At 53.2% G+C, this 13,467-nt stretch carries 16 protein-coding genes; 3 read left to right on the forward strand and 13 right to left on the reverse strand.

Annotation, left to right across the window (positions count from 1 at the left end):
* Positions 1-38: 38 nt before the first annotated feature.
* The gene (locus LA337_17055; protein ID UBI14873.1) at positions 39-887 is read left to right on the forward strand and encodes a MurR/RpiR family transcriptional regulator; all 849 of its coding nucleotides are present in this window, start codon (positions 39-41) and stop codon (positions 885-887) included.
* Between the two features lie 55 nt (positions 888-942).
* Positions 943-1,203, forward strand: coding sequence for a YfhL family 4Fe-4S dicluster ferredoxin (locus tag LA337_17060; protein UBI14874.1), 261 nt, complete (start codon positions 943-945; stop codon positions 1,201-1,203).
* 29 nt (positions 1,204-1,232) lie between these two features.
* Here the strand turns inward: LA337_17060 and acpS are convergent, their stop codons facing one another.
* The 12 genes from acpS to rseD all read right to left on the reverse strand — a co-directional run bounded on the left by acpS (position 1,233) and on the right by rseD (position 10,829).
* Positions 1,233-1,613 carry a holo-ACP synthase gene (acpS, locus tag LA337_17065; GenBank protein UBI14875.1) on the reverse strand — a complete coding sequence of 127 codons (381 nt, stop codon included), beginning with the start codon at positions 1,611-1,613 and terminating at the stop codon, positions 1,233-1,235.
* A complete protein-coding gene (gene pdxJ / locus LA337_17070; GenBank protein ID UBI14876.1) occupies positions 1,613-2,344 on the reverse strand; it encodes a pyridoxine 5'-phosphate synthase in 732 nt (243 codons plus the stop codon). Before pdxJ ends, acpS begins: the two co-directional genes overlap by 1 nt.
* A gap of 15 nt (positions 2,345-2,359) precedes the next feature.
* Positions 2,360-3,070, reverse strand: a complete 711-nt coding sequence (gene recO, locus LA337_17075) for a DNA repair protein RecO (protein ID UBI14877.1) — start codon at positions 3,068-3,070, stop codon at positions 2,360-2,362.
* Between the two features lie 11 nt (positions 3,071-3,081).
* Positions 3,082-3,987 (reverse strand): GTPase Era, encoded by a 906-nt coding sequence (gene era / locus LA337_17080; protein ID UBI14878.1) that lies wholly within the window; start codon positions 3,985-3,987, stop codon positions 3,082-3,084.
* Positions 3,984-4,664, reverse strand: coding sequence for a ribonuclease III (gene rnc, locus LA337_17085; protein UBI14879.1), 681 nt, complete (start codon positions 4,662-4,664; stop codon positions 3,984-3,986). The genes era and rnc overlap by 4 nt, the downstream gene beginning before the upstream one ends.
* 269 nt (positions 4,665-4,933) lie before the next feature.
* Entirely contained in the window at positions 4,934-5,908 is a 975-nt protein-coding gene (gene lepB / locus LA337_17090) for a signal peptidase I (GenBank protein ID UBI14880.1), read from the reverse strand.
* A 15-nt stretch (positions 5,909-5,923) separates the two neighbouring features.
* Entirely contained in the window at positions 5,924-7,723 is a 1,800-nt protein-coding gene (lepA, locus tag LA337_17095) for a translation elongation factor 4 (GenBank protein ID UBI14881.1), read from the reverse strand.
* A gap of 270 nt (positions 7,724-7,993) precedes the next feature.
* Positions 7,994-8,458: a SoxR-reducing system protein RseC gene (rseC, locus tag LA337_17100; protein ID UBI14882.1), complete on the reverse strand. Its 465-nt coding sequence runs from the start codon at positions 8,456-8,458 to the stop codon at positions 7,994-7,996.
* Positions 8,455-9,411 (reverse strand): sigma-E factor regulatory protein RseB, encoded by a 957-nt coding sequence (rseB, locus tag LA337_17105; protein ID UBI14883.1) that lies wholly within the window; start codon positions 9,409-9,411, stop codon positions 8,455-8,457. Before rseB ends, rseC begins: the two co-directional genes overlap by 4 nt.
* Positions 9,411-10,061: an anti-sigma-E factor RseA gene (rseA, locus tag LA337_17110; protein UBI14884.1), complete on the reverse strand. Its 651-nt coding sequence runs from the start codon at positions 10,059-10,061 to the stop codon at positions 9,411-9,413. The genes rseB and rseA overlap by 1 nt, the downstream gene beginning before the upstream one ends.
* 31 nt (positions 10,062-10,092) lie before the next feature.
* Positions 10,093-10,668, reverse strand: coding sequence for an RNA polymerase sigma factor RpoE (gene rpoE / locus LA337_17115; protein UBI14885.1), 576 nt, complete (start codon positions 10,666-10,668; stop codon positions 10,093-10,095).
* The gene (rseD, locus tag LA337_17120) at positions 10,665-10,829 is read right to left on the reverse strand and encodes a rpoE leader peptide RseD (GenBank protein ID UBI14886.1); all 165 of its coding nucleotides are present in this window, start codon (positions 10,827-10,829) and stop codon (positions 10,665-10,667) included. The genes rpoE and rseD overlap by 4 nt, the downstream gene beginning before the upstream one ends.
* Positions 10,830-11,092: 263 nt before the next feature.
* Here rseD and nadB point away from each other — a divergent pair, with 263 nt between their 5' ends.
* On the forward strand, positions 11,093-12,715 hold the full coding sequence (gene nadB / locus LA337_17125) for an L-aspartate oxidase (GenBank protein ID UBI14887.1): 1,623 nt from the start codon (positions 11,093-11,095) through the stop codon (positions 12,713-12,715).
* Here the strand turns inward: nadB and trmN are convergent.
* Positions 12,700-13,437, reverse strand: coding sequence for a tRNA(1)(Val) (adenine(37)-N(6))-methyltransferase TrmN (trmN, locus tag LA337_17130; GenBank protein UBI14888.1), 738 nt, complete (start codon positions 13,435-13,437; stop codon positions 12,700-12,702). The two genes, nadB and trmN, sit on opposite strands and share 16 nt — an antisense overlap.
* Between the last annotated feature and the right edge of the window lie 30 nt (positions 13,438-13,467).

A 13,467-nucleotide genomic window follows, 5' to 3' on the forward strand; every position in this document is an offset into this window, starting at 1 on the left:
GTTTTGTAATCGCCATCACGTTTTCGCCAGGAGACAGCATGAACTGTTTAATTCGCATTCGTCAGCGTTACCCGGACCTCGCGCAAAGCGATAAAAAACTTGCGGATTATCTTCTTGCTCAGCCTGATACCGCGCGTCATCTCAGCTCACAGCAGTTGGCTTTTGAAGCGGGCGTCAGCCAGTCCAGCGTGGTGAAGTTCGCACAAAAGATGGGTTTTAAAGGGTTTCCGGCATTGAAACTGGCGATCAGCGAAGCGTTGGCCAGCAACCCCAATCCCCATTCCATTCCGGTGCATAATCAGATTCGCGGTGACGACCCCATGCGGATGGTGGGCGAGAAGCTGATTAAAGAGAATGTGGCGGCGATGCATGCGACGCTGGACGTCAACAGCGAAGAGAAACTGATGGAGAGCGTCACGATGCTGCGCTCAGCCCGACGCATTATCGTAACCGGGATTGGCGCATCGGGTCTGGTTGCGCAGAATTTTGCCTGGAAGCTGCTGAAGATTGGTTTTAACGCGGTGGTAGAACGCGATATGCACGCCCTGCTGGCAGCGGTGCAAGCGCTTTCGCCCAATGATCTACTGCTGGCCATTTCGTATACCGGAGAGCGGCGCGAGCTCAACCTGGCTGCGGACGAAACATTGCGCACCGGAGCCAAAATTCTCGCCATCACCGGATTTACACCAAACGCCCTGCAGCAACGGGCAAGTCATTGTCTGTATACGATTGCTGAGGAACAGGCCACACGCAGCGCAGCGATTTCCTCCACCCATGCGCAAATGATGCTCACTGATTTACTGTTTATGGCGCTGGTGCAGCAGGATCTGGAACATGCTCCGGAACGTATTCGCCACAGCGAAGCACTGGTAAAAAAACTGGTCTGAGCAAAGAATGCGCGTATAATGCCCGCCCGATTTGTGATGTTTTGAGAGTTTCCTGATGGCCCTGTTAATCACTAAAAAATGCATCAATTGCGATATGTGCGAGCCCGAATGCCCGAATGAGGCGATTTCGATGGGTGACAGCATTTACGAGATTAACAGCGACAAGTGTACGGAATGCGTAGGCCATTACGACACGCCAACCTGCCAGAAGGTGTGCCCGATCCCCAATACTATTTTGAAAGATCCGGCACACGTCGAAACAGAAGAGCAGTTGTGGGATAAGTTTGTGCTGATGCACCACGCCGATAAACTATAACCGCGTCGCCATCCGGCAATGTCCTGTATCTAACTTTCGATAATCACCGTGGCGCAGGCGTAGTGACGCTCATCGGCCAGCGTCACATGCATATGGGCGACGCCGAGTTTTTCCGCCAGTTTTAACGCCTCCCCCCATAACCGCAGACGCGGCTTACCGAGTTCGTCGTTAAAGACCTCAAACTGATTAAACGCCAGACCGTTGCGAATACCCGTCCCGAAGGCTTTTGCTGCCGCCTCTTTGACCGCAAAACGCTTCGCCAGAAAACGCACCGGCTGCTGATGCGTCTCCCAGATTGCCCATTCGTTGTCGCTGAGCACGCGTCTTGCCAGACGGTCGCCGGAACGGGAGATCACCGCTTCAATGCGGGCAATCTCCACGATATCCGTACCTAATCCCAGAATCGCCATTAACCACGCGCTTCCAGCATCAGGCGTTTCATTTCTACTACGGCATCTTTCAGGCCGCTCATCACTGCGCGCCCGATAATGGCATGGCCAATGTTCAGCTCGTGCATTTCCGGGATCCGGGCGATGGCTTTAACGTTGTGATACGTCAGGCCATGACCCGCATTCACCTTCAGGCCAAGGCTGGCCGCAAAAGTCGCCGCTTTGGCGATACGCGCCAGTTCACTGGCCTGTTCCGCATCGGTTTTCGCATCGGCGTAACAGCCGGTGTGAATTTCAATAAATGGCGCGCCCACTTCCGCAGCGGCCTTAATCTGCTCTTCATCGGCGTCGATAAACAGCGAAACCAGAATACCTGCGTCCGCCAGGCGTTGGCAGGCATCGCGCATCTTGTCGCGCTGACCGGCGACGTCCAGACCACCTTCAGTGGTAACTTCCTGACGCTTTTCCGGCACCAGGCAGCAAAAATGCGGCTTAGTCTCAACGGCAATCGCCAGCATCTCTTCGGTGACCGCCATTTCCAGATTCATGCGCGTATCCAGCGTCTGGCGCAGAATACGCACGTCACGGTCGGTGATATGGCGACGGTCTTCACGCAGATGTACGGTAATACCGTCTGCGCCCGCCTGTTCAACGATAAACGCTGCCTGAACCGGATCCGGGTATGCGGTACCGCGTGCATTACGTAAAGTGGCAATGTGGTCAATGTTGACGCCTAACAGTAATTCGGACATGACAATCCTCGTATTTTATTTTCGCTTCGGCATAAACTGCCGGAATAATTCACGGCTCTTTAGGGGCTTACCACCAAGATACGGCTTTAACGCCATACGGGTAAAGCGTTTCGCGGCGCGCAACGTATCAGCATCCGGAAATTCTCGCGATTCAAGTGCTTTCAGATGGCGTCCGGTAAAGGTGGAGTTATCAATTACGACGCTTGCAATAAACCCTTTTTCTTCCCGGTAGCGATAGGTCATGGTGTCGTCTACCGGCTCGCCGCTACCCGCACAGTGGGTAAAATCAACGCCGTAGCCCAGATGCCCAAGCAAGGCCAGCTCAAAGCGACGTAACGCAGGTTCTGGCGAACCGGTCGCGCCAGCCAGCGCCTGAATACAGTTCAGGTAATCGAAAAAGAGTTCAGAAAAGCGGGTCTCGTACTCAAGAACGCGAGAAATAAGCTCGTTGATATACAAGCCGCTGTACAGCGTGATACCGCTAAGAGGGAGTGCCAGAGAAACGGCTTCGGCGCTGCGCAAAGTTTTGACCTCACCACGTCCACCAAAGCGAAGCAATAAGGGAGTAAAAGGCTGGAGTGCGCCTTTGAGATTAGAACGTTTGGAACGTGCACCTTTAGCCACAAGGCGCACGCGGCCCGACTCTTCCGTGAAGACGTCCAGCACGAGACTGGTTTCGCTCCACGGGCGGCTGTGCAGGACAAAAGCGCGTTGCCAGCCCTCCATCGGGGTTATTCTCAGAGATCGTCGCCGTAACCGAGGCTGCGCAGCGCGCGTTCGTCATCGGCCCAGCCGGATTTCACTTTCACCCACAGTTCGAGGTGAACGGGCGCTTCGAACATTTCCTGCATGTCTTTACGCGCTTCAATACCGATGGTTTTAATCTTGGCCCCTTTGTTGCCAATAACCATCTTCTTCTGCCCTTCACGTTCAACGAGGATCAGACCGTTAATATCGTAGCCACCGCGCTCGTTGGAGATAAAACGCTCAATCTCCACGGTAACGGAGTACGGCAGTTCAGCACCCAGAAAACGCATCAGCTTTTCACGGATGATTTCAGAGGCCATAAAGCGCTGAGAACGGTCGGTGATGTAATCTTCCGGGAAGTGATGAATAGCTTCCGGCAAATGCTTACGCACGATGCCCGCAATGGTATCAACATTCAGACCGGTTTCGGCAGAGATCGGGACGATGTCGAGAAAGTTCATCTGGCTTGCCAGGAACTGCAGGTGCGGCAGCAGATCGGCTTTTTCCTGAACGTTGTCTACTTTGTTCACAGCCAGAATAACCGGGGCTTTACCATCACGCAGCTTGTTGAGCACCATTTCGTCGTCCGGCGTCCAGCGGGTGCCTTCGACAACGAAAATAACCAGTTCAACATCACCGATAGAGCTGCTCGCCGCTTTGTTCATCAGACGGTTGATCGCACGTTTTTCTTCCATATGCAGACCCGGAGTATCAACATAAATCGCCTGATACGCGCCTTCGGTATGGATGCCAACAATACGGTGACGTGTTGTCTGAGCCTTACGTGAGGTAATGGAAATCTTCTGCCCAAGCAGATTATTCAACAGAGTGGATTTGCCGACGTTCGGGCGGCCGACGATGGCAATAAATCCACAGTAAGTTTTATCGATGCTCATTCCAGCTCCAGTTTTTTCAACGCCTGTTCGGCGGCAGCCTGCTCAGCCTTACGACGGCTCGAACCTGTGCCAACCACCGGTTCACTCAGGCCGCTGACCTGGCAGTGGATAGTAAATTCTTGATCGTGTGCTTCACCACGCACCTGCACCACCAAATAAGACGGTAGAGGCAGGTGGCGACCCTGCAAATATTCCTGCAGGCGCGTTTTCGGATCTTTTTGTTTGTCGCCTGGGCTAATTTCATCCAGACGAGTTTGATACCAGTTCAGGATCAATTGCTCAACGGTTTGAATATCGCTGTCGAGGAAGACGCCGCCAATTAAAGCTTCAACGGTATCCGCCAGGATCGATTCACGACGGAAGCCGCCGCTTTTCAGCTCGCCGGGCCCCAAACGTAAACATTCACCGAGGTCAAACTCACGGGCTAATTCAGCCAGCGTATTGCCGCGAACCAGCGTTGCGCGCATGCGGCTCATATCACCTTCATCCACACGCGGGAAACGGTGATACAGCGCATTAGCGATAACAAAGCTCAAAATAGAGTCGCCTAAAAATTCTAAACGCTCGTTATGTTTGCTGCTGGCACTCCGGTGAGTTAATGCCTGCTGCAACAGCTCCTGATGATTAAAAGTGTAGCCCAGCTTCCGTTGAAGCCGATTAATTACGATGGGGTTCATGCGATACCAATAAATGAATGCGTCAACAATTCAGCACACGAAACAGACCTGATATACGCACTTCGCTTAGCCGTCTGGCTTCACTTGAATGCATTTGTATACAAACCAACGCTGTTTCGTGTGCCGTGGCAACCTGTCGGTGCCAACCTAAAACTTCGGGGGAATATTCTATACACAACGACAAGGGATGTCGTTAGTCTGCGGGAATTTATCCGAGAAATAATTCACGCTGTCGCCATAATGACGACAGCGTGAACGATTATCGGCAATTAGTGAATGCCACCAATACGGCTTAAACGCACACCGGTCGGCCATTCGCCTTCTTGCTTGTCGAAACTCATCCAGATAGCCGTCGCTTTACCAACCAGATTCGCTTCCGGCACAAATCCCCAGTAACGGCTGTCCGCGCTATTGTCACGGTTATCACCCATCATGAAGTAGTGTCCCGGTGGGACGATCCAGGTTGCCAGTTGCTGACCTGGCTGGCGGTAATACATCCCCACCTGATCCTGGGCGATTGGCACAGTCAGAATGCGGTGAGTTACCTCACCCAGCGTTTCTTTACGCTCGGAGAGGCGAATACCGTTCTCTTTCGTTTCGTTCAGCGGAACTTCAAAGAAGCCGCTGGTCGCTTCACCGCCGTTACGACGAGCAAAGGTCTGTACAAAATCACTTGGCTGAACATCAGAGTACGTTACCGGCAGCGCGTTTTCACACGCCTGACCTGAACTGCACCCTGGCTGAATAGTGACCTCTTTCGCCACCGGATCGTACGTCACTTTGTCTCCCGGTAAACCGACAGCACGTTTGATGTAGTCCAGACGGGGATCTTCCGGGTATTTAAACACCACGATATCTCCACGTTTCGGATGGCCAGTTTCGATCAACGTTTTCTGGTAAATCGGATCTTTAATCCCGTAGGCGAATTTCTCCACCAGGATAAAGTCACCGATAAGCAGCGTCGGCATCATCGAACCAGACGGGATCTGGAACGGCTCATAAATAAATGAACGCACCACCAGTACAATAGCTAAAACCGGGAAAACGGATGCCCCAGTTTCCAGCCAACCCGGCTTAGGGGCCACTTTTTTCAGCGTTGCTTTATCCAGTGAATCACCTGCAGCAGCTTGCGCTGCTGCCTGACGCTCCCGGCGTTTTGGTGCGAAGATGAATTTATCTACGCACCATAAAATGCCCGTCACCAGTGTGGCAATCACCAGAATCAGGGCAAACATGTTCGCCATGCCAACTCCTTAAGATTATTTGCTGTCTTTACCGACATGCAGAATGGCGAGGAACGCTTCCTGCGGCAGTTCGACGTTACCGATCTGCTTCATGCGCTTTTTACCCTCTTTCTGTTTTTGCAGCAGCTTTTTCTTACGGCTGATATCGCCACCGTAGCATTTCGCCAGAACGTTTTTACGCAGCTGCTTAACCGTTGAACGCGCGATGATGTGCGTGCCGATGGCCGCCTGAATCGCGATATCAAACTGCTGACGAGGGATCAGATCTTTCATCTTCTCGACCAGCTCACGGCCACGGCTCTGGGAGTTGTCGCGGTGAGTGATCAGCGCCAGCGCATCGACACGTTCGTTGTTGATGAGGACATCAACGCGTACCATGTCAGACGCCTGGAAGCGTTTGAAGTTATAGTCCAGCGACGCATAGCCGCGAGAGGTTGACTTCAGACGGTCGAAGAAGTCGAGTACCACTTCCGCCATCGGAATTTCATAGGTCAGCGCCACCTGGTTACCGTGGTAAACCATGTTGGTCTGGACGCCACGCTTCTCGATACACAGGGTGATGACGTTACCAAGGTAAGCCTGCGGCAGCAGCATGTGACACTCAGCGATCGGCTCACGCAGTTCGTAGATGTTATTCAACGGCGGCAGCTTGGACGGGCTATCGACGTAAATAGTCTCCTTCGCCGTGGTTTCTACTTCGTAGACTACGGTCGGCGCGGTAGTGATCAGATCCAGATCGTATTCACGTTCCAGACGTTCCTGAATGATCTCCATGTGCAGCAAGCCGAGGAAGCCGCAGCGGAAGCCAAAGCCCAGCGCGGTTGAGCTTTCCGGCTCGTAGAACAGGGAGGCGTCGTTGAGACTCAACTTACCAAGCGCGTCACGGAAGTTTTCGTAGTCGTCAGAGCTCACCGGGAACAGACCGGCGTAAACCTGCGGCTTCACTTTTTTAAAGCCTGGCAGCGGTTTGTCCGCCGGGTTACGCGCCTGCGTCAGGGTATCGCCAACCGGTGCGCCGAGAATGTCTTTAATCGCGCAAACCAACCAACCTACCTCGCCGCATTTCAGCTCGGTACGGTCAACCTGTTTTGGCGTGAAGATGCCCAGACGGTCGGCGTTATAGACCTGACCGGTGCTCATCACTTTAATTTTGTCGCCTTTACGCATGGTGCCATTTTTAATACGCACCAGTGACACCACGCCCAGGTAGTTATCGAACCAGGAGTCGATGATCAGCGCCTGCAATGGACCTTCCGGGTCGCCTTCCGGCGCCGGGATATCGCGCACCAGACGTTCAAGTACGTCAGTGACGCCAACACCGGTTTTCGCCGAACAGCGAACAGCATCAGTTGCATCAATACCGACGATATCTTCGATCTCTTCCGCTACGCGCTCAGGATCGGCGGCTGGCAGGTCAATTTTGTTCAGTACCGGCACCACTTCCAGATCCATTTCCATGGCGGTATAGCAGTTAGCCAGGGTCTGCGCTTCTACGCCCTGTCCGGCATCAACCACCAGCAATGCGCCTTCACAGGCAGCAAGCGAGCGGGAAACTTCATACGAGAAGTCAACGTGACCCGGGGTGTCGATAAAGTTAAGCTGATAGGTTTCACCATCAGATGCTTTGAAATCGAGCGTCACGCTCTGCGCTTTGATAGTAATACCGCGCTCACGCTCCAGATCCATCGAGTCGAGAACCTGCGCTTCCATTTCACGGTCAGACAGGCCACCGCAGATCTGGATAATACGGTCAGACAGCGTCGATTTACCGTGGTCGATGTGAGCTATGATTGAAAAGTTACGTATGTTCTTCATATAGTGTAATTATTGTGCCTTACGCCCGCCGGAGCAGGCTCTGAGAAGTCGCTGATCTGAGCTTAACGTCTGTTTAAGTGAAACGCCGCATTCTACACTACAACGCTGAGGCGAGGAAATGTTCATAGAGCAAGGATAGCGGGAACTGGAAACGACCATGCAAAGCCGGTGAAACTTTTGCAGGGTGACGGCATAAACGCCTTATCCGGCCTACGCCTGCATCTGATGACGCCGTAGGCCTGATAAGCGCAGCGCCATCAGGCAAAGATATCACTGCTGGGTTTCGACGCGAATAAGATCGGGTGGGAGAGCAACGTTCAGAATGACCGGCTGCCAGGCCTCACGCTCAGCAAGCTTACGAGAGAATCCACGAGCAATCAGGAATCCGCCCACGCCCCCCAGCACGGCGCCGCTTAATGCCGCAAGATCGGAACCAAACAGCACCTGGAAAAGCGCCGCGAAAAGAAACAGTCCCGCCAACGGAGACATATAGACCAGCATCGCCGAACCCAACAGGCTACCCTCGGCAATGCCCAGTTCAACTTTTTGACCAGGCGCTAAGGGTTCGTCGCAGGGTACCACGATGGTGTGCGTGGTCTGCGGCCCAAGTTTGTTCAGCACGCGACTCCCGCATCCGGCCCTGGAAGCACAGCTGCTACATGATGCTTTAACATCGCAGCTGACCGTCGCCAGACCATTTTGCCAGGAGACGACCGTCGCCCACTCTTTAATCATTGCGCAGCCCTGAACTTAATATTATCCGCGATACGCTTCGCCGTTTGCGGTGGGAGTTCGCCCACTATCGTAATTTCCGCGTTATCACGTACGCTGGTGCTGACCGTTCTACGCCCGGTTCGTAACAGTTGATCGGCGCTGTTTTGCATCGCACGGTTTACGTTCACGGAGAAACTAAACAGGCCATCAGAATAAAGGCGCGATTCGATCGGCATGTTATCCATTGTCGGCAGCGGACGTCGACTGCTGGAGACTTCGCTGAAGCCTTGCGGCAACCACGACGGACTCCAGTTAAAGTTGGTTTTCTCACCTGCAGGAACCGACAGCAGCGGCGGCAGATTGGCTTTCGCCAGCGCCTGCATACTGTCGCTGACGCCGTTGTTTACGGTAAAGGCGATGACGCGGAACTGTTCCAGCGTTTCGCCATCACGGTCGAGAAGATCGACACGCATCGGCAGCTTGGTCTCCGTGTCCATCCAGACGATATAGCTGTAACGCGTCCCGTCACGGGCGACAACGCGGATCACTTCACAGAGCCGATCGGCAATGCGGGTGCGACCTACTGAGATAAAATCATAGTAGGGAGCAAGGCGTTTAAAGTCGGTGTAAATCAGAGATGGCAGAGAGTCAACGATATAGTCGCCGTTTAGCGTGAACGGTTCGAGACCAGGCTCAAAATAGCTGATTTCGTTGCCACGTTGCACCACTTCCCGGCGCGGTCCATCCATTTGCAACAGTTGCGCTAGCGGACGGTTATCCTGGCGGGCATGGCGATAACGTAGGGATTCAACACCCTGCTTATTGATGCTGACAAATGACAGCTCATAGGTTAGCGACTGGCTGGCCAGATTCATCTGCTGCAACAACGCCCCGGACGCAGGATTGGCCGAGGCGTTTACAGAGAAGAACAGGCTACCAGCCACAAGTGACATGGCAAACCAAAGTTGCTTCATTACTGCGATTGCGTTCCTAAAGTTTGAATTCCTGGCACCTGCACAGCGGCTTGCTGTGTTTGGGCCTGCTCAAACTGAAGCTGTTCAGAGTGCAGTCGACGTTGCAGTTCGTAATCCTGCAACATGGCATTAATACGACGACGCTGCTCCTGTACCTGCTGTTGCTGACCGCCGCTGGCCGTCGCGTCAGAAGGTACACCCAGGCTAACCGGACTGGCTTTACCCATCATCGGTAATGTATTAAATACCGGCGTTTCGGGCTGCTGGGACGTTTCAGATTGCCCATTATAGTGCTGGACGCCAACAATAACTGCAAGTGATACACACGCGGCGACACCCATTTGGGTAAGCTGCGCGGCCCACGGACGCATTTTCTTCCAGAATGGCATTTTCTGCCACTGGTGCGGTGCTGGCTGGGCCTCAGGAATCAATGGCGCCGTCTGACGTACTGGCTCATCCTGGATGGCAGCCATTACGCGGGCGGAAATATCGAAATGGAGAACGTCGGCGGTATCACCTCGCATGGAATCGCGAATCAGGTGATAACTCTCCCAGGTTTTTTGCATTTCCGGGTCGTGAGCCAGCTCTTTGAGTAACTCAGTATCCAGCGTTTCGCCATCCATTAAAGCGGAAAGTTTTTCTTTCTGCATGCCTAATACCTTTTCCAGTATCCCGCTATCGTCAACGCCTGATAAGCGGTTGAACTTTATTATCAATAGCTTCCCTCGCTCGGAAGATACGTGAACGCACCGTACCTACCGGACAATCCATGATAGCGGCTATCTCTTCATAGCTCAGGCCATCCAGCTCCCGCAAGGTTATTGCCATGCGTAAATCTTCCGGGAGGGACTCAATAGTTCGGAAAACTATCTGTCTCAGTTCTTCTGACAACATTAAGTTCTCAGGGTTCGAAATTTCTTTCAGCGCACCGCCACTTTCGTAATTTTCTGCTTCAATCGCATCAATATCACTGGAAGGTGGACGACGCCCCTGAGCGACCAGGTAATTCTTCGCTGTATTGACTGCAATACGATACAGCCAGGTATAAAAAGCACTATCTCCCCGGAACGAGTCCAGCGCACGATAGGCCTTGATAAATGCTTCTTGTACTACATCGGGTACATCGCCCGACGGTACATAGCGAGAAACCAGACTCGCCACCTTATGCTGATAGCGCACTACCAGTAGGTTAAAGGCTTTCTGATCTCCCTTCTGGACCCGTTCTACCAGGACCTGGTCCGTTAACTGCTCGCTCATCCGAGGTAAAGTCTCCCCAAACCAAATTTCCACGCGCCTTCGAAACGCCACTCCATCAGCTTCACTATGAGCAAGCAAATGCTTAGAGTGCTCAAGTTTCGTAAAGTTCCGTTACGCATTGTTTTTTGTTTGTCATGTTGTAGACAGGTCTTATCTCTCATTATAAGTCTACATAACCCGATCAACGCACTATCTGTTTAGAAATGCCCATTTCACCGCTTGCAGAGTAACCCAACGGCTACTTTATTTCACCACATAATCTGATGCTAACGGTCTGCTTCACAAAATATTTTTGCTCTTTTCACTCTCGTTATGCTTTTCTTTCTTGTTTAGTCATTGCAACACATTTAAAAATAAAACGTGCAGTATCGCGCAATGTGGTGCTATGGTGACCAAACACTGTTTAGTAAATTAAACAAAAATCATGAATACGACTCCTGAATTATCCTGTGACGTGCTGATCATTGGCAGCGGGGCTGCCGGACTTTCACTGGCGCTGCGCCTGGCTGAAAAACATCAGGTTATTGTCCTGAGCAAAGGCCCGGTCAGCGAAGGCTCGACATTTTATGCCCAGGGCGGTATTGCTGCGGTATTTGATGAAACCGACAGTATCGACTCCCACGTTGAAGATACCCTGATTGCCGGGGCCGGTTTGTGCGATCGCCATGCGGTTGAGTTTGTCGCCAGCAATGCCCGCACCTGCGTTCAGTGGCTAATCGATCAGGGCGTCTTGTTTGATACGCAGGTTCAGCCCAACGGTGAAGAAAGCTATCACCTGACCCGTGAAGGCGGTCATAGCCATCGACGTATCCTGCACGCTGCGGATGCTACCGGCAAAGAAGTCGAAACCACCCTCGTCAGCCAGGCGCAAAATCACCCCAACATCCGGGTTCTCGAGCGGAGTAATGCCGTCGATCTGATTGTCTCTGACAAAATCGGTCTGCCGGGAACGCGTCGGGTTGTTGGTGCCTGGATCTGGAATCGTAATAAAGAAGCCGTCGAAACCTGCCATGCGAAATCAGTCGTGTTGGCCACCGGCGGCGCATCAAAGGTCTATCAATACACCACTAATCCGGATATTTCCTCGGGCGACGGGATTGCGATGGCCTGGCGCGCGGGATGCCGCGTCGCCAACCTGGAGTTTAACCAGTTTCACCCGACGGCGCTGTATCACCCTCAGGCGCGCAATTTTCTGCTGACCGAGGCGCTGCGTGGCGAAGGCGCGCACCTGAAGCGCCCGGACGGCTCGCGCTTTATGCCCGATTTTGACGAGCGTGGCGAACTGGCTCCCCGCGATATTGTCGCCCGCGCCATTGACCACGAGATGAAACGCCTGGGCGCTGACTGCATGTTCCTCGACATCAGCCATAAACCAGAAGAATTTGTTCGTCAGCATTTTCCGATGATTTATGAAAAATTACTGGGACTGGGCATCGATCTGACTAAAGAGCCGGTTCCTATCGTTCCTGCCGCACACTATACCTGTGGCGGCGTGATGGTTGATGACTTTGGCCGCACCGATGTCGACGGGCTGTATGCGATCGGCGAAGTGAGTTACACCGGCCTGCATGGCGCCAACCGGATGGCATCGAACTCATTGCTGGAATGCCTGGTTTACGGCTGGTCCGCGGCTGAAGATATCGACAGGCGCATGCCTTATGCTCGCGGCGTTAGCACGCTCCCGGACTGGGATGAAAGCCGGGTAGAAAACCCGGATGAACTGGTTGTCATTCAGCATAACTGGCATGAGCTGCGGCTGTTTATGTGGGATTACGTCGGCATTGTGCGCACAACCAAGCGTCTGGAGCGCGCCCTGCGCCGTATCACCATGCTACAACAGGAAATCGACGAGTATTACGCCCATTTCCGTGTTTCGAACAACCTACTGGAACTGCGCAATCTGGTGCAGGTTGCTGAACTGATTGTCCGCTGCGCAATGATGCGCAAAGAGAGTCGGGGCCTGCACTACACGCTGGATTACCCGGAACAGCTTCCAGAGGCGGGCCCATCCATTCTCTCGCCGCTAAGTCATCACATAAACAGATAAAACGCCTGGGTCAGCGCCGTGTAACCTTCAGAGTAACGTTGGTCTGGCCCACGGATCACCAGCCTGTCGCTAAAGCACTCCCCGGCCTGCGGGGAGAATGCCAGCAATACCCGATGAGGTAGTCGGGCTTCCGTTTCTGCAACATCCGTGCGCAATCGCAGATGCCAGCCCATACTGAGTGCCTGCTGGGTAAATGCATTGCCGATCTGTTCCGGCAGCACCACACAGAAAAAACCTTCTTCCGTTATGCTGTCCGCTGCCAGCGTAAGTAATGCCTGATGATCGAGCGTAGTGGTGTAGCGTGCCTGCTCGCGCTGCGGCGTGGCGCATTCCACCCCTTGTTCATAATAGGGAGGGTTGCTGATAATCAAATCAAAACGCACGGTCTGGCGCGGTACCCACTGCTGCGCATCTTCCGTATGGACGCTCACGCGATGCATCCACGGAGATTGCTCGATGTTCTCCTGCGCCTGCTGCGCGGCGTCAACATCAAGCTCCACGGCGTCAATGATGACGTTTTCATCAGTGCGTTGGGCCAGCATCAGCGCCAACAAGCCGCTTCCGGTACCAATATCCAGGATCCGTTTTACGCCCGCAACAGGGGCCCAGGCCCCCAATAAAATGCCGTCTGTTCCGACTTTCATTGCACAACGATCGTGTGCCACAAAAAACTGCTTAAAAGTAAATCCATTACGTCTAAGTACGGATGTAGACTGGGGCATGAAGAACAACCTTCCTGGAAAAAAAACGAT

The organism is Citrobacter europaeus, assembly GCA_020099315.1.
Classification (GTDB): domain Bacteria; phylum Pseudomonadota; class Gammaproteobacteria; order Enterobacterales; family Enterobacteriaceae; genus Citrobacter; species Citrobacter europaeus.